Below are 24,853 nucleotides of genomic sequence, written 5' to 3'. Positions count from 1 at the left end.
GAAAATCTTTCACCTAGCATCCGATTGTACCAATAACGACAGACCCGAAGCCAGGTATTCAGTTCTAGCTTTTGTTCTGTTGTTGGCTGTAATTGATACTGATAAGTTGATTTCATTGTTATTTTGGTTTATCTCCCTTACAATAATGCTAGACCAATCACGTTCATTTTGTCAAGCATGAGAGAAAAAAAAGTTGAGGTCAGGGTAAATGAAGTTGAATACAATTGGCTGAAAAGCTATGCAGACAGGGAACAAATCTCTATGGGTGAGGCTATGAGACGTTTTCTTAATAGTTATCGGTTAAATCAATAAATTATTTGTCAATTTTCGGGGCATTGAACCCCTCAATTGACCCGCTTTCATCCCGACGCTAACCCAAGGGTATAGCGCGGGGCTTCTCGCGGAGGAGCTAACCCCATCTGTTTCTCAACAAGGATGGGGCCATCAATGATCATGCTTCTTCTTCGTAATATTCCGCTTGTTTTTGTTTTTGAGGAATATTGACGCGAGGGGGGTTGTAAGGTTCAGGTTCTACATCATCATCCCAAACATCTCCCTGCACCTCATCATAGTCATAATCGTACTCTTTTTCTTGGCGAGGGGGTTGATAGGAGAGGGGTTCTTCTCGTCGCACGTCTTCCCAGTTATCTTCCTCATACTCATCATAGCGAATTGACTCAGCTTGTCGTCTTGGGGGAGGGGCTGTGATCGGTTTTTCCCAGGTATCTTCGTCCCAACGTTCCTCCATCACAGGTTTTCGCATTTCTACGGGGGTTCTGATGGGAATACCCGTTCCTAACTGGTTTTCGGGGCGGGCAGTTGGGGGAGAATAGATGTAGTCTTCGTCTTCTTTTTCCCAAGGGGGTCTACCGATGCCTAAACGTTCTAAAACCCCGACAGTTAACTGGGTTAACCGTTCCTCTGCCCCTTCAAAAACAATTAAGCGGTTGGGGCCACTACTGACAACTTCTTCAATGCTAATTTCGTAGGTACTTAAGACCTGATCGGGAATTTGAGGATATCCGAAAGAAGCAATAATAATTGAGGATACTTTACCCGTTGCTAAATCAAACTGAAAGTCTCGAACTTTCCCTAAAGGTTCCCCCGCTTCTGTAATCACCTCACTATTAATTATGGGAGTATAAGCGTCAATATCAACAGGTTCGATGGCATCTTCATTGTCAACGAGGATGACATCGCCGATTTGACGGATACTGGAAATATACATATATTGGGGCATACCAGACAAAGAAAGCATATTATCCCGTAGCCCTAGGGCGACGACTTCCCGTTGGTCAATATCGACCAAAATTTCTTTGACGACCCCTAATTTTTTCCCCCTATCACGGGTGATCACTTGTGTATTAATAAATTCGTTGCGTAATCGGATGTTATCTGTGGTCATTTTGTCTTAGGTTTGATGACTGGCTTCCTAGGGATAGAAAAATCAAATAGCAGATTTTTAGGTTTGACGATAATAGGTCTTAGTTAATCGATAATACCTTAAGAGCTAACTTTTATCCTTAATCACGATTGGTCAGTAATTAGGATTCAGGATGGTTTTCATTTAAGCCCTCAAGCATCTATGGGAAGGCTCTGTCTTCTATTTTAACCAATCCCTTGCCATTTGCCTGAACCAGCCCGCCACAAAAATAACACCTTTAATGACAAAGGTGCTTTCTTTTTAGGAATCTGAGGTAATTTTAGCAAAAAAAAGCTTAATTATTGAAGAAATTGAAAAAATTGATTAGACTAAGGTTGTTTCAATTGTTGCTAGATCAACTTGGCATTCCAGTCCGAGGGACTTTTCTAGCTTAACAACATTTTCTAAACTTTCCCAGGTTTCGGTGAAAGGTGAGACAGCTAGACTACAAGCTTTCCATTCGGCTCGAACGGGAACACCCAACTGCTGACACATTCCCCCCCGACGGCCTTCTGTTTGATAATAACGACAATAGCGGCAAGATGACGTTAAGCAATTAGCGGTTTTCATGGGAGTTCTACGGCAAGGAGTAATTTTGAGAAATTAAGTTTATCTTATACAACCTATTATCTAACATGACCTAATTGATTCTCGATTGACCCTAATTGCGCCACTGTCTTGATTTCATTGTTTCCCTTGAGTCCTGACTCTTTAGGGTTTTTTAATATTTATTTTACAAAATTTAATATTATGTCCTAGTAATCAAAGAAACTTAATAAAATAAAAGTAGACAATTTTAGACATTTCTTAGGGAAAACCCTAGGGATCAAGGGTAAAAACCGTATAACACAGGAGACATAAAAAATAAAACCGAAAATTTACGGAGAGAGATTTAGGAGTAAAACTTATAGAATCAAGAATTAATCGAAAGTTTATTAAGATTTTTGTTGCCAATATCGTATCATACAAAGCGAACATTTGTCCCAACGGTTAAGTTCTGCAAGGGGTGTGGGACAGTGACATTGAGGACATAACGGCAGAGCTTGATCTCGATGTTGGAGGACTTTCACCCATTGTTCAAAGGCTTCTTGGGGGTTTGTGGTAACTTCAGAGGATAGGCTTTCTGAAGCCCTGGAAATGGGATCTGGAGTCAAGGGTTGAGGCTGATACCACTGGGCAGAAGAAAAGCGAATATTCTCTAAGGGTTCAGAAGATAAGTGAGTATTGAGTTGTTTCAGTAGAGAATAGCGGGTTAGGGAGAGTTGCTGGGCCCAAACCGCACTGGCGGTAGCTACCCAAAGAATATTGCGGTTGATAGATAGGGGGCGTGTCTGAGCAGCGACTCGCTCATTAACCACTTCATCCCAGGCCTGACAAACTGTTTGATATCGTTGATAGGCTGCCAAATGAGGTTGAGCGATGAGGTTAGTTAGTAGTTGATTGAGAGAGTTCAAAGTCATGGAATTCTCGCTACAATGAAGAAAGTTATTCGTTTGTTCAGATGCCATTTTAAGGAATAAAAATGAAAAAAATCACCAATTTGACTTTATGCGCCCTTATCGGTGCGGCTACAGTAGTTTATACTTATCCCTTCTTCCAAAACGCAGCCCATCAAGTGGCTTATAAATGGGATGGGAAAGCTGAACAATTTCATTACAATTTCTCCAAATATTTACGTTATAGTTCTTAAGTTTATCGCAAAATCATGGGTCTAAAACCCCGCCCTTCAGGGCATAATTGTGCTACAATGGAATTGTAGCGTTAACGGCTACCTACTGGGGGTCCCCCAGGAAGTGACGACTAACCCTGAATTGGCAGGGTGTCTGGAAACAGATGGATGTATGACCTAGTAAGGTAAGTACCAGTCAGCCTAGTAAACCTCACAAGAGAGTAGGTTTCAACAAGTAATTGTTGAATCATACTCCACTCGCCTTTAGGCAGTGGAGTATGTCAACTTAAAATTCTCTAGGGATCGTGTTCTTAAGCCTGCTGACGCAGGCTTTGTCTCTGGATGACAAAACTAAGCGGCCACATTGTTTTATAATCGGGCTACATAGCATCATTCAAGGCAGACAAGGCGTAGCCATTCATGACATTTTTTAACAGATCTAGTGGTATTTTACTACACCCAACCTCCCTACCCAGTCGTTTTGGAATTGGAGACTTAGGGGAAGGCCCTTATCGCTTCATTGATTTTTTAGCCGCCAGTGGACAAACTATCTGGCAAGTATTGCCCTTGGGGCCAACAGGCTATGGAAATTCACCCTATTTATCCTATTCTGCCCTAGCAGGAAACCCTCTTTTGATCAGTCCTGATATCCTCTACGGAGATGGATTACTTACCCAAGAAGATTTGGACAGTTTACCCGAATTTCCGGCTGATTATGTAGATTATGACCTGGTAATTCAAACCAAGTTTCCCCTACTCAAAAAAGCCAGTGATACCTTTAAAAATCAGGGCCATGAGGAATTATGGCAAGAATTTAATCAATTCTGCGATCGCCATGCTTATTGGTTAGAAGATTATGCCCTGTTCATGTCTCTCCATGAAGCACACCCAGGCAAAGGATGGCATCAATGGGAACCTGATTTAGCAAAACGGGAACCCCAAGCCCTTCAAGCTTGCAAAGAACGGTTAGGGGATGCCATTTTTTATCATAAGTTTCTCCAATTTGAATTTTTCCGTCAATGGCAAGGGGTGAAAAAATATGCCAACGAGCGCAACGTTCAGATTTTTGGGGATATTCCCATTTATGTCGCCTATGATGGGGCGGATGTGTGGGCCCATTCCGATATCTTTTGTATTGACCCCGAAACCCATGAAATTGAGTTAATGGCCGGTGTTCCCCCGGATTATTTCAGTGCCACAGGGCAGTTATGGGGAAATCCTGTTTATAATTGGGAAAAAGTCCAAGAAAATAACTTTAAGTGGTGGATTCAACGGTTTAAAACAACCTTAGAGTATTTTGATCTGGTGCGGATTGACCACTTTCGCGGTTTCCAAGCCTATTGGGGAGTTCCTAAAGGGGAAACCACTGCCATGAACGGGGAATGGCTAGAAGCCCCAGGCGATGCCTTTTTTGAGCGTCTCAAGGAAGAATTAGGGGATTTACCGATTGTAGCTGAAGATTTAGGGGTAATTACCCCAGAAGTGGAAGCTTTACGGGATAAATTTGAGTTTCCTGGGATGAAGATCTTACATTTTGCTTTTGATTCAGATCGAGGGAATCCCTTCTTACCCTATAACTACGTTAACCGTAATTGTGTGGTTTATACGGGAACCCATGATAATAATACGACGGTGGGATGGTTTGCTGAGCGTAATTTTGAAGAAAAAGCGAGAGTTGGGGACTATTTAGGGTCGATCTGTTCTCAAGGTATTCATTGGGGTTTGATTCGTTTAGCGATGGGTTCTGTTGCTAATCAAGCTGTGTTTCCTTTGCAAGATTTGTTAGGGTTAACAGAGACAGCGCGGATGAATACACCTGGCCTCGCAGATGGTAACTGGGGATGGCGATATCGTCCTGAAATGTTAACACCAGAGTTAGGGAAACATTTACGGTTTTTAACAGAATTGTACGGACGTATTGTTTACCCTGAATATAAGGAATCTGAAGAAGTATCATAGGGGATTTTAGCTGATTTTTGGGCTAATATTTATCCTGAAAAGGTAGGGGCAATTCATGAATTGCCCCTTTTAAGATAATTTAAAAATTATTGTTTATTGTGCTACCATGTTTTAAAAAATAATCTATCAATACAATCAAAAATCATGAATAAAGTTAGACTAGAAGACATTATTAAATATCGTCAAACCGCACAACAAAATTGGCAAAAAACTCAAGTCCAAAGACAAGCAAGACAAGAAAAAGCTTGGACATTAGCAAAACAAGCAGCAACCTTATTAAAAGAACAATTTCAAGTTACAAAAGTTGTTGTTTTTGGCTCACTTATTCGAGAAGATTGTTTTACCCTTTGGTCAGATATTGATCTTGCTGCTTGGGGACTTTCCCCTCAAGATACTTTTCGTGCAATGGAAGTATTAAAAGACTTAGATCAAGAAATTGAAATTAATTTGGTCGATATAGAAACTTGCAGTCAACAATTAACAAAAAGTATAGAAAAAGAGGGTATATTCTTATGAATAAGCGGTATCAAACATTATCAGCAAGAATTAAGCAAGAATTAATTGAATTGGAAAAAGTTGTTAATCGCGCTAAAAGAGCAATGAATGCAGTCAATAATCAGTTAGAAAACCAAGACTTATTTTTAGATTCTGTTGCCTTAAGCATTCATGATTTTTATACAGGTTTAGAAAGAGTATTTTCTCAAATAGCAACTGTTGTTGATAATTTTCTGCCATCAGGACAAAATTGGCACAGAGAATTATTGAATCAAATGGGACGAGAAATAGATAATTTACGTCCTCAGATTTTTTCAGCAGTAAGTATTGAACAATTAGATGAATATAGAAGATTTCGTCATGTAGTCAGAAATGTTTACGGGTTTGAATTTGAGATAAGTAGAATTGAACCATTAGTAATTAAATTAGAGGAATGTTTTACAATTGTCAAAAAAGAGCTATTAAATTTTGCTGAATTATTAGAGGTTATCGCCCAATAATTTTTTAACTTGTTTAACCTTTTTGGGGTAACATCACCACATCAGCTTCATTACTTTCTCTTGCCACTCGAATTAAAAGGGCTGCTAAAGTTAAACTAGCTAAAGTAGAACTACCGCCATAACTCCATAAGGGAAAAGGTAAACCTGTTGTTGGTAAAGCCCCTGTTGCCACACCAATATTTAATAAAGCTTGTCCCACCATCATTACCATAACGCCGATCGCTACTAGCCGTTTAACACGATGACTACAATTTACGGCCACTCGTAAAGCAAACGTTGCATAAGTTAATAATAATATCAGTAAAACAATGCTACCGACAAAGCCAAATTCTTCCGCATAAACCGAAAAAATAAAATCAGTATATTGAATCGGTAAATAAAACAATTTTTGTTGAGACATTCCATAGCCTACTCCAAAAGTCCCCCCCGATCCCACAGCCATCAAACTTTGTACTAATTGATAGCCATTGCCCAAAGGATCAGCCCAAGGATCAAGAAATGCTGTAATCCGTTTCCGTTGATATTCTCGAAAACTAATACTAACAAAAGCAGTTAAAATACCCCCTAAAGCGGTTGTGGTTAAATACATAGATGGAATGCCCGATGCTAAAGCAATTAACCATAAACTCATGCCACATAAAGCAGTTGTACTTAAATTCGGTTGTAATAAAATTCCGGCTAAAATTAAGCCAAATACACCGATCCATTGCAGTCTTACGCGCCAAGAATGTCGGTGCCATTGACCAAAAATATAGGCACTTTGTAACACTAAAAAAGGTTTCATTAACTCCGAGGGTTGGATTAAAATTGGGCCCAATTTAATCCAACGAGTCGCCCCATAAACCTCATGGCCTAAACCTGGGACAAGGGTAGAAAAAATTAATCCTAATAATAATAAAATAGACCAAGGAGCCAACTTGACTATGTATTGTAGGGGCAATCGCGTAATTAAATTAAGCCCGTGCAGCCCGGCCCAGATCCAGATTCCTTGACGAATTACATAATACCAACCATTACCCGTTTCAGCGAGGGCAACGGGATAGGAAGCGGAAAACAGAGCAATTAAACCAAGAGATAACCAAAGCAAAGTTAACCAGCGTAAAAAGCGGGCTTCGTTTGACCAATGCTCTAAATCGGGATTGACAATGGGAAAGATAATCAGAATGAGTTTTCGTAGCACAGTAATTCTCTGACCCTGGGTAAGAATTAATCCATAGAATAGCAGACTCAGTGATTTAATCAGTGTTCCCTCTCCTCCCCATCTTCCCTCTCCTCCCACACCCCCCATCTCGTCTTAATGAAAAAGATGACGTGAAAAGTCAGGTCCTGATGACCTTGCTTGACTTGGTGAAAAAACCGAGAATCAGATATTCTAAGTAACAATGATCTGAGTGTATTGGTGGTCAAATTTTGTCACACCGATGGAGGAGATAGCACGTTTATGGCTAAAGTATATGTCTTACTATTTAACGCCCGTAAGGAAAATGAAGGAATTCATACGGTACAAATGGGCGATCGCAATAAAATTCTGATGTTTGAGTCAGAAGATGATGCCACCCGTTACGCCTTATTACTCGAAGCCCAAGATTTTCCGGCCCCAACAGTGGAACCCTTTGATTCAGAAGAAATTGAAGCTTTTTGCCAAGACGCTGATTATGATTGGGAATTAGTTCCTGATGGACAGTTAGCCATTCCTCCAGAGCAAAATGTGGACGATATCGATTGGCAAGAGGAAGGAAAAAGTCAACCTACTGGGGAACCAGATAGCCCCTCGGACTTATCTTCTGAGGAATTAGACAAAATTCGCCGTAAATTAGAGGGCCTACTATAACCAGCTATGGAAAACTTAGAAGAACGGGGCCATCTGTTGACGGAACAAGTCAACCCCAATAGTCACAATTTAGATCAATTAACTTCTGTGGAGTTGGTTGATCTGTTTAATCAAGAAGATACCCAAACCCTGAAGGCGATCGCCCAAGCCCGCTTAGAATTGGCTCAAGCGATTGAAGTTACCAGTCAAGCCCTCAGTAAAGGGGGTCGTTTATTTTACGTTGGAGCAGGCACTAGCGGACGTTTAGGGGTATTAGATGCGGCGGAATGTCCCCCCACCTTCTGCACTCATCCTGACATGGTACAGGGCATTATTGCGGGGGGGGCTGCGGCTTTGGTGAGAAGTTCTGAAGACTTAGAAGATTGTCCCGAAGATGGGGCCTCCGCGATCGCTCAACGACAAATCACCAACAAAGATGTGGTGATGGGTATTAGTGCGGGAGGTACGACACCCTTTGTTCACGGGGCGTTAGAAGCGGCTAAACAGCGAGGGGCCCGCACCATTGCCATGAGTTGTGTTCCGGCCCAACAAGTACCGATGATTGTTGATATTGATATTCGTTTGTTAACGGGGCCGGAAATTTTAGCGGGTTCCACCCGTCTTAAGGCGGGAACCGTGACTAAAATGGCTTTAAATATCCTCTCGACGGGGGTAATGGTCAAACTGGGAAAAGTATACGGAAATCGCATGATCGATGTTTCTGTGACTAACCGCAAGCTCCATGACCGCGCTTTACGGATTTTACAAGAATTAACCGATCTGAATCGAGAAGGGGCGGGATTTTTGTTAGAGCGCAGTGGAAGACGGGTTAAACTAGCTTTATTGATGCACTGGACAGGATTGGATGTTCAAGATTGTCAAGAGCTTCTGAAAACCCATCAAGGAAACTTGCGGGCTGCCCTGGAAAGTCATACTCAATCGTCTAGTTAATTAGAATTATTGTTAATTAAGCTTATGTTAAATGTCTCTGAGACAACGACCGTTTTCATCATTCTTTTAGTTGCCTTTGGTCTTCTTGCCTGGGGTTATAATCGCGCTAAAGCTTATGGAAAATTGGGAATTTTAGCCTGGTTACAATCAGTGATTTTGATGGCTCCTTGGTTGATTTTCTTTGGCTTATTTGCTGTGGGAATTTATCTCAATTTAGTGGGAATTTTACTCTTATTAATTGGCTCTGTCGCTTTTTATATCTATTTAGGAAAGCGTCTAAGGGCCGAAGGTCAAGATGTGCTGTTGCGAGAAAAAGCAGCGCAACGGTTACAAGAACAAGAAGCCTCAAATTCCCTGGAAACTTCGGAATCTTTCAGAACAGAATCAGACCCCATAATTGTGCCTGATGTTCTCCCTATTCCTGAAGAAGACTTACAATTAATTAAGGGGATTTTTGGCATTGATACTTTTTTTGCAACGGAAACCATTTCTTATCAAGAAGGAGCAATTTTCAAAGGCAATTTAAGAGGAGAACCCGATCAAGTTTATGAGCGTCTCTCCGACAAACTTAAAGCAAATTTTGGAGAAAAATATCGTCTCTTTTTAGTAGAAGGAACTGAAGGAAGACCAGTCATGATTGTCCTGCCTAGTACAGACGATCCTCAACCAACAACCCTTGTCCAAAAAAACTTAGCATTGGTGTTATTCGTAGCAACAATTGTCACTACTTTAGAAGCGGCAGGAATTCTTTTGGGCTTCGATTTATTTAATAGTTGGGGTCGCTATCAAGAAGCTATTCCCTTAAGTTTAGGAATTTTGGCAGTCTTGATTTCTCATGAAATTGGCCATCGTATTTTAGCAAAACGCTACGGTTTACGCCTAAGTTTACCTTTCTTTCTCCCCACTTGGCAAATTGGATCTTTTGGGGCAATTACTCGTTTTGAATCCTTAATTCCTAGCCGTACTGCTTTATTTGATGTAGCATTAGCGGGGCCAGCTTTAGGGGGAATTATTTCCTTTATTTTCTTAATTATTGGTTTGATTTTGTCCCATGAAGGTAGTCTTTTTCAAGTCCCAACTCAGTTTTTCCAAGGCTCAATTTTAGTCGGCAGTTTAGCCAAAGTTGTCTTAGGAGAACAATTGCAAAACTCGATTGTTGATGTTCATCCTTTAACCATTGTAGGATGGTTAGGTTTAGTGATCACGGCTCTTAATTTAATGCCTGCTGGTCAATTAGATGGGGGCCGAATTGTCCAAGCAATTTACGGCAGAAAAACCGCTAGACGGACAACTATTATTACCTTAATTGTCTTGGGAATTGTGACCTTATTTAGTCCCGCTAATCCCATTCCTTTATATTGGGCCATTGTCATTTTATTCTTACAACGGGACTTAGAAAGGCCTAGTCTGAATGAATTAACCGAACCCGATGATACCCGCGCTGCTTGGGGCTTATTAGCTCTCTTTTTAATGTTAGCAACCTTGATTCCCTTAAGTCCAGGATTAGCTGGAAAATTAGGCATTGGTGGCTGATTATCAATGGATAATGGATAATTGACAATGGATAATTAATCATTATCGATTATTAATTGTTGAACGGCCTCTTTTGGCCTTTCTTAACGGGAGGGAAACGAGTATACTTTAAAAGGCGATTAATATTCAGAATAATTTCTTTGTGATCACCCATGTTTAATCTGAGCAAATCAATGAGAAAAGTACCATCTTTAATCCTAACAACCCTTCTTTTAATCCTACCTTTAACGGCTTGTAATGGGGAAAAAACAACCAACGAAACCACAACAGGAGACAATAATCAATCAACTGCAAACAGTCGCTTAGAAACCGTAAAACAAAGAGGAACCCTGATCTGTGGAGTTAATGGGGAAGTACCTGGATTTAGTTTTGTGGACGAAAAAGGTCAATATTCTGGGTTGGATGTGGATGTTTGTCGGGCGATCGCAGCAGCTTTATTTGGGGACGCGACTAAGGTTGAATATCGTAAACTCAGCGCACAAGAACGGTTTTCTGCGGTTCAATCAGGAGAAGTCGATGTTCTCAGTCGTAACACCACTTGGACTCTCAGTCGAGATACCGCTAATGGCATGGAATTTACCCCCACAGTCTTTTATGATGGTCAAGGACTGATGGTGACGAAGGCCAGTGGTGTCACGAAACTTGAAGGATTAGGGGGTAAATCGATTTGTGTCCTAGCGGGAACCACTACGGAACAAAATCTGGCGGATCAGATGCGTAAACGAGGCGTAAAAAACTATAATCCGGTGGTTTCGGATGATGTAGATACCCTTTATGCAGCTTATCAAGAGGGACGATGTGAAGGGGTGACAGCAGATCGTTCCCAATTGGTGGCCCGTCGTTCTATTTTACCGAAACCGGATGACCATGTGATCTTAGATGTGGTATTGTCAAAAGAACCTTTAGGCCCTGCAGTTAAAAATGGAGATTCTGCTTGGTTTGATACAGTAAAATGGGTTACTTTTGCTCTTTTTGAAGCTGAAGAATTGGGCATTAATTCTCAAAATGTAGACAAGTTTGAAACCAGCGAAGATCCTAATGTTAGACGCTTTTTAGGATTAGATGATAAGCTAGGAGAAGGGATGGGATTACCGAATGATTTTGCCGCCAGCATTATTAAACAAGTGGGCAATTATGGCGAAATTTATGACCGTAATATTGGTAAACCATTAGGGTTAGAACGGGGGCCCAATAAACTTTGGACTGACGGAGGATTGTTATATTCTCCCCCATTTAGATAATTAGATAACTCAACTTAATAAGCTGATTAATCTTTTTGAATTTTTCGATTATTATTCATGTAAATCATTCATTATTGCAGTTATGAGTCATCAATTACCGCCTATTTATTTTTATGTTCCACCGAAACATATGCCGCAGAATCTACCAGAAGATCCAGAATTATTTGGACAATGGCAGGGGACTCAAGGAAAAAGAAATTTAGGCATTCATGATCTTCCGATTCAAGCTTATTTACATTTAAAAGCCAATAATTTCCCTTGCGAATTAGTTTCAAACTTTCCAGAAAAAGGAATTGTTTTAGCCCATCGTTTTTGGTTACATGATCACAAACAACCTAATGCTAACTTGCTAATAGTTTGTATAAGAGGAGATAGGCCCCGACATCCCTATGCCCAGTTACACATTGTTCAAAATCCTAGCCAAGCATCTCCTAGAAACTTGTTCAATTTCTGGGAAAGTTATTACATTCCCCATTGGAGACAATCAGGATTAATTAAACGTGATATCGAACGTGGTGATCGCTTTGAAAATGTTGCCTACTTTGGTTATGATGTTAACCTGATTCCTGAAATGAAATCTCCTTCATGGATTGAGGAACTTAAAGCATTAGGACTAACTTGGCATATTGTGGATCAGCCTTCAGGATGGCATGATTATAGTTACGTAGATGTTGTAGTAGCCATGCGTTGTCTGGGACGAAAAAATGATTTTAGTTGGAAACCAGGCTCAAAATTATATCAGGCTTGGGCAACCGGAGTTCCTGCTATTCTTGGCTATGAATCAGCCTTTCGCTTGGAACGTAAAAGCGAATATGATTACTTAGAGGCAACTTCAATAGAAGAAATATTAACAGCCTTAAAAAAATTACGAGATAATCCAGAATTACGCAGAAAAATCAGAGAAAATGGATTTATTCGGGCCAAAGAAACCGAACCGACTCAGTTAGCAATTCAATGGCGTAACTTTATCACAGATATTGCTGTTCCTGCTTATCAACGCTGGTGTAATACATCAAAACTAAGGCAACAAACCTTTCTTAAACATCGCTATCTAGAAACAAAAATTAATTCTTTTCAGAAAAGAATGGGATTACTTGCCGTGCCAGAAATTGATAGATTAACCATTACTTAAGAGAGCAAAATTACAGTTTTATCTGTTAGGGAATCGACTTGCTTGAATTGTTGGTCGATCTATAGGCCTTACAATCTTTTTTACAAAAATAACATGAGTGAAAATAAAATTCCGTTTTGGCGTAATAGTCGTTTCCTTAACCTTTTTTTTCAAAGTATCATTATAATTTTTATTTTATTGTTATTAGGTATCTTCAGGAATAATTTAACCACTAATTTTAACCAACTTGGGTTAAGTTTTGGTTTTAATTTTATCTTTGATCCTGATCTCAATTCCCGTTTTGATATTGGAGATTCTCCTATCCCTTATCAAGCGACTGATACCTATAGTCGGGCCCTTTTAGTAGGATTACTCAATTCCCTAAGAGTGATGATTAGTGGCATTATTTTAGCCTTTATTTTAGGGGTAATTATTGGGTTAGGAAGATTATCTGATAATTGGTTAATTCGTAAAATAGCTACTGTTTATGTCGAAATTATTCGCAATACTCCTTTACTTTTACAATTGTTCTTTTGGTATTCTGTTGTTTTTCTGAAATTGCCCAAAATTAACAAGCCTTTAATATTTATTAATTCGTTTTTTTTGTCAAATCAAGGTCTTTACTTACCTTGGCCTAGGGGTAATTTACAAACCTCCTTATCTGTCTTATTACTGATAACTATTCCTATTTTATTTATAATGATTTGGCGTAGAAATGATCAAATTATTATTCAACAAGGCATCAATAATAAGCTATACCAAGCACTCTTAATTTTTCTGGTAATTTCTGTTATTTTCGTGATAATCTGGGGCTTAGATTGGCAAATTCCCCAATATAATTATCAACTTAAAACCCTTCAAGGTGGTTTAACTCTCTCCCCTGAATTTGCTACCCTATTAGTAGGTTTAACTGTTTATACTGCTGCCTTTATTGCTGAAGTAATTAGGGCAGGTATTCAGTCGGTTTCTCAAGGACAATGGGAAGCAGCGAAAGCGTTAGGATTAAACTCAGGAATAATCATGCGCTTTGTGATTTTTCCCCAAGCATTACGAGTCATTATTCCACCTTTAACTAGCGAATTTCTCAATTTAGCTAAAAACTCTAGTTTAGCAAGTGCTGTCGCTTATCGGGATATTTATGCCGTTGCGAGTACCATTTCCAATCAAACCGGAAAATCCCTAGAAATGTTGCTCGTTGTCATGATCACTTATTTAACCTTTAATCTGATTATTTCCACAGGGATGAATTGGTTTAATCGTTGGGTACAAATTAAAGAAAATTAAACAAATTTTGATGATTTCTTTATACAATATAGATTAAAAATTATCTCAGACAAACAATGGTAACTAACTCTCAACCCACAACTGAACCCACTTGGTTAACAATTGTTCGTTTGCTCAGATGGGATAAACCCGCAGGAAGACTCATTTTGATGATTCCCGCACTTTGGGCGATTTTTTTGGCCGCGCGGGGAATTCCTCCCTTACCCTTAATTGGGGTGATTATTCTGGGAACTTTGGCTACCAGTGCCGCAGGATGTGTGATTAATGACCTTTGGGATAAAGATATTGATCCGCAAGTAGAAAGGACTCGTAAACGTCCTTTAGCTTCCCGTGCTTTATCAATCAAGGTTGGCATTGCGATCGCCTTTATCTCCCTAATTTGTGCCGCTATTTTAGCATTTTATCTTAATCCTCTCAGTTTTTGGTTATGTGTTGCCGCAGTTCCGGTGATTGTTTGTTATCCTTTAGCAAAACGGGTCTTTCCAATTCCTCAATTAGTATTATCTATCGCTTGGGGATTTGCAGTATTAATTAGCTGGACAGCAGTTACAGGAAAATTAGAAAATTATACATGGGTATTGTGGGGAATAACAGTATTTTGGACTTTAGGCTTTGATACAGTTTATGCTATGTCTGATCGAGAAGATGACCGCAAAATTGGCATTAATTCCAGTGCTTTATTCTTCGGAAAATATGCAGGAGAAGCAGTGGGAATCTTTTTTGCTATTACGGCAGGTTTATGGGTTTATTTAGGGGTAATTATGCACCTAAATTTAGGGTTTTGGGTAACATGGGCCATTGCGTTAGGGGGTTGGATGATCCAATATATTCTGTTAAGTTCTCCCGAAATTCCCCAAGAAACTTACGGAAAAGTCTTTAGTCAAAATGTCAACTTAGGCTTTATTCTCCTCGCAGGAATTGTCATGAATTCAGATTCCTACTTTGTGGGAGTTTGGAGAGTGCGATCACTGTCGGTTATCTTTTGCTCAAATGGGAATTTTCTAGCCAACAGAACGCTTTGAATTATAGATAGAACTTATATTGCTAGTATTGAAAATGGCAAAAGAAATGTCTCTATCGAAAATATAGAAAAGATTGCTTCAGCTTTAAGTTTATCCATCACTGAGTTTTTTGATTCGGAGTTATTTAGTGAACATTAAAGAATTTGAAGATTTGATTAGAACAGAGATTACTAATATCATACAAGAAATTATTGTCAAAGATGAGTTCCTAACCCACATTGCGGCTAAGTCAAGAGCAGGTAAAGATATAAGTCCAAAATTTAGAAGAACTCCAACCAATCAATTGCAGGTTAATAGGTCAGATGAACCGACATATAGAACAAGGGATGAGTTTATAGACCTGTTAATGGAGAAAATTCAAGAAGGACTGATACGACAGCTTGAGAAAGCTCAAAAAAAGCTCTCTCAAATGGATGAAAAAAAAGAATTACTTAAGAATAGAAATGCTGAATCTGAAAAAATTATCGAAGAAAAAATTCAATAGAACTATAGATAACCTCGATCTCTTCATTATTTAATTCGTAGTAATCAAAAAGAAACTTGTCAATTTGTTTTTTATATTTACTAGACTTTAAAGGATCACTATAAATGCAATCTACGAGAAAAACGATATCTTTCTTTAATTGTTCGTCCAATGGGATAAATATTTGGTATAAATCTGAAATTTTTATTTGTGGTTGTTTCCCTGTGTTATAACGAATAATTCTTCTTTGTTGTGCAAAAAAACTGTAAAGGTTTGAATTCAACAAACCACAGAGGTATTTCAAAAAGCAGATTGACTCTTTTGTATTATCTCTTAAGCTAAAAACGTAAAGACTATTATTAGCTGAACTCTTTTTTTCATCATAAGATGCAATAAGTTGCTTTGCAGACTGTCTAATGTACACTTTTGGATTGTCATATATTACGGCTTCACCAAGACCAATTCGTTTCTTATTTTTTATCCCTTTTAATGTTAACTCTTCTTTTAGTTTTTCATTAATACTGTTTTGTAAATTCTTGTCATAATTAAAATATCTGTCATGTTTAAGAGTAGAATACCTATCTTTTAGACTTTTAGAACCTCGATAGTATGGATAAGAAGGCACAGAAATAGATTTTATATCGCTAGTAAACTGATCTTCCATATTTAGGAGCATTGTGCAAGTTCTAAGATTTTTTTGGGGATACAATTCTTTCAAGGTAGGATCATTTTTTTTGAAAATTTTATCTACTATTTTGTCTGATCGACTACAATATGAAATCCTAAACTTATATTCATCTTTAGGGTTATTCCAATAGCTTTGCTCTATTAAAGTAGTTTTTCTTGTTTCAGCATCAGTCACTAATATTGAGTTGTTTGTAGGTGGTGTATTTGTAACCTCAAGAATAATTTGTCCACTTGCTACACTATCAAAACCCTTTAAATTATAAGTTAATGAATTGATTGTATAATTTTCTATTATAAACTTCCGACAATGTTGATAAGCAGTTTCAAAAAATGCGAGATCTATTATAAATGATAATTTTCCTTTACTTTTAAGGAATTTTAAGCCTCTTTCAATAAAAAGCATAATATAGTTAATTTTTCCATTTTTAAGTGATGGTGGAAATTGAGAGTAATTGCTTAAATAATATATCCGTTGCTTCTCATTTTGCTTTTTATCACGTCTACCATATAATGTAACAAACGGAGGATTGCCAATAACAAAGTCTATTTTATTGTATAAATTAGTCAGGTTGCTAATTTTTGAGGGATTGGTTTTATTGATTTTTGTAAAATCTTCGCAGAATGAATTAAAAGTTCCTTTATATTCTTCCTGAAACAAGTCAAAAAATAATTTAGATATATTATTTTCAGTTGTCTCAAGCATTTTCAGATCAATATCTACGAAATAAAGATTTTCCTGTATAAATTTTGAAATAGCTGAAGCACTTGGTTGAATAGCATAGGCTTTAATTATTAGATTCAGAAAAAATACCCCTTGTCCACAAGATGGCTCAAGAAATGACTTGGATAGAATAGATATGTCATCTGGAATGCTAACCAAAACAGTATCTATTATAGATGCGTTACTGGTTAAAAATATTCCGTTTAGTTTTTTTTTGATAGAACAGAAATAACTTTCTAATTTAGACTGTTGGAGCAAAAAGTTACTGAACTGTGAATCCAATTGAGAGGAAATGGCTGTCATTTCAAATCTTGTTCATAATAGTGATGCTGATACCTTACTAGAATAGACGAAAAATGTGATATATAGTCAACAATTATCTAGAAAGACAGTGCTAAAACATAATTTTGGTTTTAAGTTAATGGGCGATACTGAATTTGAACCAGTGACCCCTGACCTGTGAAGGAAGTGCGCTACCCCTGTGCTAATCGCCCGAATACCCTTAGTCCTATCACAAATTAGAGATCAGCGATACATCCCACATTACCCTGGGCAATTTCAGGACAAGCCCGCTTAATCAGTCCGGCTAAAACTTTACCAGGCCCCACTTCGATCGCTTGTGTTACCCCTTCCGAGGACAAAGATAACATAATCTCACGCCAGCGCACAGAACCCGTCATTTGCTTAATTAAACGGTCTTTTAAGAGGGTTGCTGATGTTGCGGGAGTTGGGTCAATATTAGAGAGTAGGGGAACCTGAGCATCCAGAAAATGAGCAGCTTCTAATAATTCTTGAAACTGTGCGGCTGCTTTGGCCATCAAAGGAGAATGAAAAGCCCCCGATACCTTGAGAGGCAATGCTCGTTTTGCTTGTACTTGGGAACAGAGTTGATCAACCGCTTCTGGAGTACCAGAAATCACCACCTGCTGCTCGCTATTATCATTAGCCAAGACCACATCAGGAATTGCTGCGATCGCCATTTCTAATTGTGAGCGATCAAACTTCATCAAAGCTACCATTTTCCCGCCCGCCGCTTCACTCATCAACTCAGCGCGGCGTTTTACTAATTGTAACCCTGTGGCAAAATCAAACACTTTAGCAGCATACAAAGCCGAATATTCTCCCAAACTATGACCAGCGACTAAATCCGGTAATTGACCCTTTTCGGTTAACAAATCCACTAAAATACTTTCAATGACATAAAGACAGGGTTGAGTGTAAAGCGTCCGAGATAACTCTGTTTCATCCCCTTGACACCGTTCGATCACAGACCAGCCTAAAATCTCTTGTGCTTTTTCAAACTTAGTTTTTCCGATAGCTGTTGTTGCTAAATCTACCCCCATACCGACGGCTTGTGATCCTTGTCCTGGAAATACCCAAACTGTTTTCATTGATTATCAATAATTAATGTGTAATTGTTGCTCAGAAATCGAGAATTGTTGTTAGTTTCCCCAACGGAAGATAGCGGCCCCCCAGGTTAACCCTGCGCCAAAGCCAGAACTAGCAATAATATCTCCTGGTTTAATTTTTCCCTGTCTGACTGCTTCATCAAGGGCAATGGGAATAGAAGCGGCGGAGGTATTGCCATATTCATCCAAATTAGCAATAACTTTTTCAGCCGGAATTTTTAAGCGACTGGCCACCGCATCTATAATTCGTTGATTAGCTTGATGTAAAATTAACCAATCGATGTCATCGGTAGTTAAATCTGCTCTGAATAGGGCTTTTTCAATCACTTCTGGCACCTTGGCCACAGCAAAACGATAAACTTCCCGTCCGTTCATAGAAATGGGCTGATAAGTGCCTTGACTGATGACCATTCCCTCTTTTAAGGTTTTCGCTTCTCCCTGATAGGTTAGATTTAGGGATTCATGTTGTTTACCATCACTGTGCATTTCAAAGCCCAACAAGTGATCATGATCTGCCGTAGCTTGACAAACTACAGCCCCGGCCCCATCGCCAAATAAAACACAGGTACTGCGATCTGACCAATCAACCCAACGGGACAGCACATCAGCCCCAATTACCACTACTCTTTGATAAGTTCCTGTGCGGATAAATTGGGCAGCTGTCACCAGGGCAAAGACGAAACCCGAACAAGCAGCCGTTAGATCAAACGCCACTGCCTGAGAAGCCTGTAAAAGTTCCTGGACTTTTGTTGCACTGCCAAATAAATCATCAGCCGTCGAAGTCGCTAAGATAATCAAATCAATATCAGCCGGGGTTAAACCTGCCATCTTAATGGCTGCTGCTGCCGCTTGGGCCGATAAATCACTCAAGGATACATCTTCTGAGGCTAAATGTCGCTTACTGATTCCAGTTCTAGTGCGAATCCATTCATCAGAGGTATCCACCAACTGACTCAAATCTTCGTTAGTCATCACTTGGCTAGGCGTAGCTGAACCACAGCCTATAATTGCCATTCCCGCCCCTAATCCTTTCAAGACCTTTCTCTCCTTGTTCAATCTCAGTTATCTATGGGGAGGAAGTCCTCCCCTTCCCTTGGCTAACTGTCTGATTTACTCATTGATCATTACGGAAGGATTGACGTTATCTGGTTGGATAGCCTCTCCATAGGCTTGAATCCGATCTAAGACCTGATTATCAATCGCTTCTTTAGCCAGGCGAACGGCATTAAAAATCGAAGGAGCTTGAGAGCTACCATGACTAATAATACAGACCCCTGCTACCCCAAATAACAACGCGCCCCCATGTTCAGCATGATCGACCCGCTGTTTGAGTTTTTTGAGGTTAGGTTTGAGAATAGCGGTTCCCAGTAAACCCCGCCACCCTTGAGGCAATTCTTCACGGATAATTTGTAATAAAATTTCCCCAACCGCTTCCGCAAATTTGAGCAGGACATTACCTGCAAAGCCATCACAAACAATGACATCAAATCGACCAGAGAGAACGTCTCTACCTTCCGCATTACCGATAAAGGGAATAGTTTTGTTTGCTTCTAATAGTTGATATGTTTGTAAAGCGAGATCATTGCCTTTGTTGGATTCCTCGCCAATGTTGAGTAATCCCACTTTAGGAGCATCAACCCCCATGACATATTTACTGTAAATTGTCCCCATCAGGGCAAATTGTTCTAAATATTTGGGGCGACAATCTACATTGGCCCCTACATCCAAAATAATCACTGATTTACCGGCCAAGAGGGTGGGGAAAACGGCACCGATCGCCGGACGGTCAATTCCTTTGAGGCGACCTAATCTTAAGGTAGCGGCTCCCATAGCTGCCCCTGAGTGGCCCGCAGAAACAACTGCATCAGCCCGGTTTTGTTTAACTAAATCCATTGCGACGTTAATGGAGGCTTTGGGTTTGCGGCGAAGTTCCGTGATTCCTTCGTGCATGGCGATCGCCCCATCCGCATCGACAATTTCGAGATTGGGTGCTTGGGTGTGATGTTGGAGGGATGCTTCAATTTGTTGGCGATCGCCGACCAACAAAATTTTTACATCCAGTTCTTCAGACGCTCGGATCGCTCCGGCGACGATTTCATCAGGGGCGTGATCCCCCCCCATAGCGTCTACTGCAATTCTTGCGCGATTTGCTGCCATTGGTCCAAGTGATAGAAGCCTTCAAAATTTTAACAGAAGCCTTGAAAAATTCTGAATCAAGAATTCAGAATTCTCCAATTAGCTAAGCAAATAATGCTAAAAGAGAAATGATCCATAAAGGTCAATGTTAATTCAGATTATCGCATTGTGAGGAGGTTTTAGAATGCAAGAATTACTCGGATTTGCTTTGGGCAGTTTATTGGCTAATGTTTTGGGACAAAATCAACCCTCTCTGAAAACAGTTCCTGTGGTGGCTTGGCAAGAGGCCAAAGTCTTTGATGTCCCTACCCAAAGCGATCCTGTGGTAGAGTCGATTGTGGCTGATTATCTCAAAGAATTAGCGTCCCTGGGATTTTCCCCTGAGCAACAAGGGATCTGGATTCAATCAGATTGGGCCTATTTAGGGGATCATCAAGCTAAGATGCCTCTTTCTGCTGCTTCTTTAACCAAAATTGCTACTTCTTTAGCAGCTTTGGAAACTTGGGGAACGGAACACCGTTTTGAAACCAAGATTTATAGCAAGGGAACCCTGAGCAATGGGGTGTTAAACGGGGATTTAATTATTCAGGGCAGTGGTGATCCCTTGTTTGTTTGGGAAGAAGCGATCGCCCTTGGTAACAAACTAAATGAATTAGGGATTCGAGAAGTTACAGGGAATTTAATTATTGTTGATAATTTTTATATGAATTTCAAGGATGCTCCCCAAATTTCTGGGGAATTATTACAATTAGCGTTTAATTCTAGTCGTTGGACTCCCCTAATTAAACAACAACATCAAGCTTTACCCCCTAAAACCCCTCGTCCTCAAATTACCATCAAAGGCAAGGTACAAACACAAGATAATCTCCCAGAAACGGCTAAATTACTTTTCCGTCATCAATCTTTAACCCTGGCTGAACTCCTCAAACAAATGAATCTGTATAGTAATAATGCGATGGCTGAGATGTTAGCTCAATCTGTCGGTGGTGCGGCTGTGGTGTCCCAAATGGCGGCTAAAGGGGCTAACATTGAACCCAACGAAGTGCAGTTAATTAACGGCTCAGGGTTAGGGGTGGAAAATCGCATTTCTCCAAGGGCCTCTGTCGGAATGTTAATGGCGATCGAAGATAAATTAAAAGATAATCCCTTAACAGTAGCTGATTTATTCCCCATGGCGGGACGAGAAACCACCGGAACAGTACAATGGCGCAATATTCCTGATGGGGTAGCGGTGAAAACGGGAACCCTGGCCCAAGTCAGTGCCTTAGCGGGTGTGATCCCCACGAAGGAACGGGGTCAAGTTTGGTTCTCGATTATTAATCATGGCCCGAATGTGGATCGGTTTCGGGTGGAACAGGATAAATTATTACAAAGATTAGCTAAACATTGGCAAGTTATGCCTGTAATTTCTCCCGTAAAAACCACTGAAAAAGTCCCGTTAGGTGATCCGAAACGTAATCTTACGAATGAAAGTTAAAAATCAATTATCACTTGCGTAGGGTGGGTTAGGTGGCGATAACATATATAACTAATTTGTTAATTAATTATCCACCGTAACCCACCATTAAAAAGAGTTACGTTTATAGATACCCTCTAACTTGTTTATTTTTTATTTTCAGCACAAAAACCTAGAATTGTTGGGTTTCGTCATTCAGAATAATTAATTTGAAGTCTTTTATATCGTTCAGTGATTGCCGCATTTAAAATATCATCTTTAATATTTCTCATTAAAGTTGTGATAATTTCATGAATAATGAAAAGATTTTTTCAAATTTTCTTTTTTCAAGATCACGATCAAATAATTTCGATTCACATAACTCCGTAAGGTAATCAGTTAAATATTCATTTACTTCTTTTTTACTAAATTCTTTCGGTTCAAAATTAATATCCGAAATTGCTAAATATTTCAGCACTAATTCCATATCATAACGTTCCTCTTTTAATCGATCTGAAATTGAAATACAACTTTGGAAATTTTCATTGGTTGCCAGTTCTAACAACCAGATATAGAGTGTTTTGTCAAGCATAATTAAAAGACAATTACGCACTTCCTGATAAGATAAAAATGAGCCTCCTGTATTTAAGCGATCAAAGACCTCAAATTTTGCGTTTTTATCGGATTCTTTTTTGATAATTTGGACTTGCATTTTAGCTCGCTTAAAGTCAATTCTCAGAGGATTGGGTAAATTATGATGTTCATCTTCAGCCTTTTCCCACTGAACACCTTCTAAACTAGGTAATGACTTAGTTCCTTTTAAAACTAAATAAGATTTTGACTGTCCATTTTCATCTTTTAATTCTCCGACAAATTCTAAAATTGTCGAAATTCTTTGCAGTCCATCAACCAATTCCCAAACACTATCTTCTTTTCTTTGATAAACAAAAATTGAAGGGATAGGAATACCCAGTAGAATAGATTCTATAAAACGACTTTTTTGATCAATAGTCCATCTAAAGTAACGCTAAAAATCAGGGTTAATCATCATTTCGCCATCTTTATAAAGACTAATAATTTCACCAATAGACATGGGATAACTATCTGTACGATATTCTTTTGTTTTGTCTGTAACGTCTTTTAATAAGTTCATTGCATTTGACCTAACATCATTAGGGCGATCTTGTAGGTTGGGTTATAGATCAATGGTTTCTTCAAGCCATAAAGCATAATCGGTTTCGGTAAACAGTAAGATATACAAAAATAGCTATCTGTTTGTTTTTTTTATAATTTTACCAGTGAAATACCCCAACTAACCGTAAAAGGTATAGTTGAGCTTCCAGCTTCCTTGGGATTTTAAAAATCGCTTCTGACGAATGACTTCGGACATATTCCCCCAATGGCCCAGAAGTGGTAATCTATAGGGTGGCAAAAATAACATTACAGATTCTCTCTCAGCCAAATTATACGCTAATCCCCAAACAGACAAATAAGCATGGTAGCTACAACAGAACAAACAAGCGTTGGTAAAATCACCCAGATCATCGGCCCCGTAGTCGATGCTGAATTTCCCAGTGGCAAATTACCCCGTATCTACAACGCCCTGAAAGTAGAAGGTACAAACCCCGCAGGGAACATAGTTTCCGTCACCTGTGAAGTCCAACAATTACTAGGTGACAACCAAGTTCGCGCCGTTGCGATGAGTGGTACTGACGGCATGGTCAGAGGCATGAATGTTATTGATACAGGCGCACCCATCAGTGTTCCCGTTGGTAAAGCGACTTTAGGTCGTATCTTTAACGTCTTAGGGGAACCCGTAGACGAAAGAGGAGAAGTAGGAACCTCAGAAACCTCTCCTATTCACCGCCCTGCTCCTAAATTAATCGATTTAGAAACCAAACCCCAGGTGTTTGAAACTGGAATTAAGGTGATCGATCTACTCACCCCCTATCGTCAGGGTGGAAAAATTGGTCTGTTTGGCGGAGCGGGTGTGGGTAAAACCGTTATTATGATGGAGTTGATCAACAACATCGCCATTCAACACGGGGGTGTATCCGTGTTTGGTGGAGTGGGGGAACGTACCCGCGAAGGGAATGACCTCTACAACGAAATGATCGAATCTGGCGTAATTAACGCTGAGAACCTCAATGAATCCAAAATTGCTCTGGTTTATGGACAGATGAACGAACCCCCTGGAGCAAGAATGCGGGTGGGTCTATCTGCTTTAACCATGGCTGAATATTTCCGCGATGTCAACAAGCAAGACGTACTACTGTTTATTGATAATATTTTCCGCTTCATTCAAGCTGGATCTGAAGTATCTGCACTCTTAGGCCGGATGCCCTCTGCGGTTGGATATCAGCCCACCCTAGGAACCGACGTGGGAGACTTACAGGAACGGATCACCTCCACCAAGGAAGGCTCTATTACCTCCATTCAAGCGGTTTACGTACCTGCGGATGATTTCACCGACCCCGCCCCTGCGACAACCTTCGCTCACTTGGACGGAACCACTGTATTATCCCGTGGCTTGGCTTCTAAAGGGATTTATCCTGCGGTTGATCCCTTAGATTCTACCAGCACCATGTTACAGCCCAATATTGTTGGGGAAGAACACTACAATACAGCCCGCGCCGTACAGTCTACCCTACAACGATACAAAGAATTACAGGATATCATCGCCATTCTTGGTTTAGATGAATTATCCGAAGAAGATCGTCGGACTGTAGATCGGGCCCGTAAAATTGAGCGTTTCTTGTCTCAACCCTTCTTTGTGGCAGAAGTCTTTACCGGATCTCCTGGTAAATATGTCTCCTTAGCAGACACCATCAAAGGCTTCCAAATGATCCTTAATGGGGAATTAGATGATCTACCTGAACAGGCATTCTACCTGGTAGGTGACATCAACGAAGCTAAAGCTAAAGCCGAAAAACTCAAGCAAGCTTAATTGATTGAGCGATCGCTGATTTAGGGGTCAACGGCCGTTGACCCCTAGGAATAACTG

At 39.7% G+C, this 24,853-nt stretch carries 24 protein-coding genes and 2 pseudogenes; 15 read left to right on the top strand and 11 right to left on the bottom strand.

What is annotated here, in order from left to right; genetic code table 11:
• The 4 genes from VB691_RS09490 to VB691_RS09475 all read right to left on the bottom strand — a co-directional run.
• On the bottom strand, positions 1–116 hold a 116-nt coding region (locus VB691_RS09490), incomplete at its 3' end, for a helix-turn-helix domain-containing protein (RefSeq protein ID WP_323291250.1).
• Positions 117–451: 335 nt separating this feature from the next.
• Positions 452–1,405 (bottom strand): PRC-barrel domain-containing protein, encoded by a 954-nt coding sequence (locus VB691_RS09485; protein ID WP_323291239.1) that lies wholly within the window; start codon positions 1,403–1,405, stop codon positions 452–454.
• A 342-nt stretch (positions 1,406–1,747) separates the two neighbouring features.
• Positions 1,748–1,993, bottom strand: coding sequence for a hypothetical protein (locus tag VB691_RS09480; protein ID WP_323291238.1), 246 nt, complete (start codon positions 1,991–1,993; stop codon positions 1,748–1,750).
• A 365-nt stretch (positions 1,994–2,358) separates the two neighbouring features.
• Complete coding sequence (locus VB691_RS09475; RefSeq protein WP_323291237.1) at positions 2,359–2,883, bottom strand: DUF721 domain-containing protein; 525 nt, start codon at positions 2,881–2,883, stop codon at positions 2,359–2,361.
• 62 nt (positions 2,884–2,945) lie between these two features.
• Between VB691_RS09475 and VB691_RS09470 the strand changes: the two genes are divergently transcribed.
• From VB691_RS09470 to VB691_RS09455, 4 genes are all read left to right on the top strand, one after another.
• On the top strand, positions 2,946–3,113 hold the full coding sequence (locus tag VB691_RS09470) for a hypothetical protein (protein WP_323291236.1): 168 nt from the start codon (positions 2,946–2,948) through the stop codon (positions 3,111–3,113).
• Between the two features lie 399 nt (positions 3,114–3,512).
• Positions 3,513–5,051, top strand: a complete 1,539-nt coding sequence (gene malQ / locus VB691_RS09465) for a 4-alpha-glucanotransferase (protein ID WP_323291235.1) — start codon at positions 3,513–3,515, stop codon at positions 5,049–5,051.
• A 144-nt stretch (positions 5,052–5,195) separates the two neighbouring features.
• Positions 5,196–5,567 carry a nucleotidyltransferase domain-containing protein gene (locus VB691_RS09460; RefSeq protein ID WP_323291234.1) on the top strand — a complete coding sequence of 124 codons (372 nt, stop codon included), beginning with the start codon at positions 5,196–5,198 and terminating at the stop codon, positions 5,565–5,567.
• The gene (locus VB691_RS09455; RefSeq protein ID WP_323291233.1) at positions 5,564–6,046 is read left to right on the top strand and encodes a hypothetical protein; all 483 of its coding nucleotides are present in this window, start codon (positions 5,564–5,566) and stop codon (positions 6,044–6,046) included. The genes VB691_RS09460 and VB691_RS09455 overlap by 4 nt, the downstream gene beginning before the upstream one ends.
• Before the next feature lie 13 nt (positions 6,047–6,059).
• On the opposite strand, the gene VB691_RS09450 is transcribed toward VB691_RS09455, so the two are convergent.
• On the bottom strand, positions 6,060–7,226 hold the full coding sequence (locus tag VB691_RS09450) for an FtsW/RodA/SpoVE family cell cycle protein (RefSeq protein WP_323291232.1): 1,167 nt from the start codon (positions 7,224–7,226) through the stop codon (positions 6,060–6,062).
• Between the two features lie 261 nt (positions 7,227–7,487).
• Here VB691_RS09450 and VB691_RS09445 point away from each other — a divergent pair, with 261 nt between their 5' ends.
• The 9 genes and pseudogenes from VB691_RS09445 to VB691_RS09405 all read left to right on the top strand — a co-directional run bounded on the left by VB691_RS09445 (position 7,488) and on the right by VB691_RS09405 (position 15,482).
• Positions 7,488–7,877 carry a DUF3110 domain-containing protein gene (locus tag VB691_RS09445; protein ID WP_323291231.1) on the top strand — a complete coding sequence of 130 codons (390 nt, stop codon included), beginning with the start codon at positions 7,488–7,490 and terminating at the stop codon, positions 7,875–7,877.
• Between the two features lie 6 nt (positions 7,878–7,883).
• A complete protein-coding gene (gene murQ / locus VB691_RS09440) occupies positions 7,884–8,807 on the top strand; it encodes an N-acetylmuramic acid 6-phosphate etherase (RefSeq protein ID WP_323291230.1) in 924 nt (307 codons plus the stop codon).
• Positions 8,808–8,831: 24 nt separating this feature from the next.
• Complete coding sequence (locus tag VB691_RS09435; RefSeq protein ID WP_323291229.1) at positions 8,832–10,340, top strand: site-2 protease family protein; 1,509 nt, start codon at positions 8,832–8,834, stop codon at positions 10,338–10,340.
• Positions 10,341–10,513: 173 nt separating this feature from the next.
• Entirely contained in the window at positions 10,514–11,581 is a 1,068-nt protein-coding gene (locus VB691_RS09430; protein WP_323291228.1) for an amino acid ABC transporter substrate-binding protein, read from the top strand.
• A gap of 82 nt (positions 11,582–11,663) precedes the next feature.
• Complete coding sequence (locus tag VB691_RS09425; protein WP_323291227.1) at positions 11,664–12,713, top strand: glycosyltransferase; 1,050 nt, start codon at positions 11,664–11,666, stop codon at positions 12,711–12,713.
• Positions 12,714–12,806: 93 nt separating this feature from the next.
• Positions 12,807–13,976 (top strand): ABC transporter permease subunit, encoded by a 1,170-nt coding sequence (locus tag VB691_RS09420; protein ID WP_323291226.1) that lies wholly within the window; start codon positions 12,807–12,809, stop codon positions 13,974–13,976.
• Positions 13,977–14,032: 56 nt separating this feature from the next.
• A pseudogene (locus VB691_RS09415) lies at positions 14,033–14,902 on the top strand (4-hydroxybenzoate solanesyltransferase); the annotation flags it as partial.
• A 96-nt stretch (positions 14,903–14,998) separates the two neighbouring features.
• Positions 14,999–15,136 carry a helix-turn-helix transcriptional regulator gene (locus VB691_RS09410; RefSeq protein ID WP_323291249.1) on the top strand — a complete coding sequence of 46 codons (138 nt, stop codon included), beginning with the start codon at positions 14,999–15,001 and terminating at the stop codon, positions 15,134–15,136.
• Complete coding sequence (locus VB691_RS09405) at positions 15,126–15,482, top strand: hypothetical protein (RefSeq protein WP_323291225.1); 357 nt, start codon at positions 15,126–15,128, stop codon at positions 15,480–15,482. The genes VB691_RS09410 and VB691_RS09405 overlap by 11 nt, the downstream gene beginning before the upstream one ends.
• Here VB691_RS09405 and VB691_RS09400 read toward each other — a convergent pair.
• The 4 genes from VB691_RS09400 to plsX all read right to left on the bottom strand — a co-directional run bounded on the left by VB691_RS09400 (position 15,460) and on the right by plsX (position 20,435).
• Entirely contained in the window at positions 15,460–17,172 is a 1,713-nt protein-coding gene (locus VB691_RS09400; RefSeq protein ID WP_323291224.1) for an Eco57I restriction-modification methylase domain-containing protein, read from the bottom strand. The two genes, VB691_RS09405 and VB691_RS09400, sit on opposite strands and share 23 nt — an antisense overlap.
• A 215-nt stretch (positions 17,173–17,387) precedes the next feature.
• Positions 17,388–18,260 carry an ACP S-malonyltransferase gene (gene fabD, locus VB691_RS09395; protein ID WP_323291223.1) on the bottom strand — a complete coding sequence of 291 codons (873 nt, stop codon included), beginning with the start codon at positions 18,258–18,260 and terminating at the stop codon, positions 17,388–17,390.
• A 51-nt stretch (positions 18,261–18,311) separates the two neighbouring features.
• Entirely contained in the window at positions 18,312–19,313 is a 1,002-nt protein-coding gene (locus VB691_RS09390) for a beta-ketoacyl-ACP synthase III (RefSeq protein WP_323291222.1), read from the bottom strand.
• A gap of 75 nt (positions 19,314–19,388) precedes the next feature.
• Positions 19,389–20,435 carry a phosphate acyltransferase PlsX gene (plsX, locus tag VB691_RS09385; RefSeq protein WP_323291221.1) on the bottom strand — a complete coding sequence of 349 codons (1,047 nt, stop codon included), beginning with the start codon at positions 20,433–20,435 and terminating at the stop codon, positions 19,389–19,391.
• A gap of 163 nt (positions 20,436–20,598) precedes the next feature.
• On the opposite strand from plsX, the gene VB691_RS09380 reads away from it, so the two are divergent.
• Complete coding sequence (locus VB691_RS09380) at positions 20,599–21,891, top strand: D-alanyl-D-alanine carboxypeptidase/D-alanyl-D-alanine-endopeptidase (RefSeq protein WP_323291220.1); 1,293 nt, start codon at positions 20,599–20,601, stop codon at positions 21,889–21,891.
• A gap of 250 nt (positions 21,892–22,141) precedes the next feature.
• On the opposite strand, the pseudogene VB691_RS09375 reads toward VB691_RS09380, so the two are convergent.
• Positions 22,142–22,864: pseudogene (locus VB691_RS09375) on the bottom strand (DUF262 domain-containing protein); the annotation flags it as partial.
• Between the two features lie 12 nt (positions 22,865–22,876).
• The gene (locus VB691_RS09370; RefSeq protein ID WP_323291219.1) at positions 22,877–23,002 is read right to left on the bottom strand and encodes a hypothetical protein; all 126 of its coding nucleotides are present in this window, start codon (positions 23,000–23,002) and stop codon (positions 22,877–22,879) included.
• 342 nt (positions 23,003–23,344) lie between these two features.
• On the opposite strand from VB691_RS09370, the gene atpD reads away from it, so the two are divergent.
• Complete coding sequence (atpD, locus tag VB691_RS09365; RefSeq protein WP_323291218.1) at positions 23,345–24,796, top strand: F0F1 ATP synthase subunit beta; 1,452 nt, start codon at positions 23,345–23,347, stop codon at positions 24,794–24,796.
• The last annotated feature ends 57 nt before the right edge of the window (positions 24,797–24,853 follow it).

It is taken from the genome of Crocosphaera sp. XPORK-15E, assembly GCF_034931425.1.
In the GTDB taxonomy this organism is placed as follows: Bacteria; Cyanobacteriota; Cyanobacteriia; order Cyanobacteriales; family Microcystaceae; genus UHCC-0190.
The sequence above is the reverse complement of the archived record's forward strand: the minus strand, read 5'-3'. Positions and strand labels throughout refer to the sequence as shown.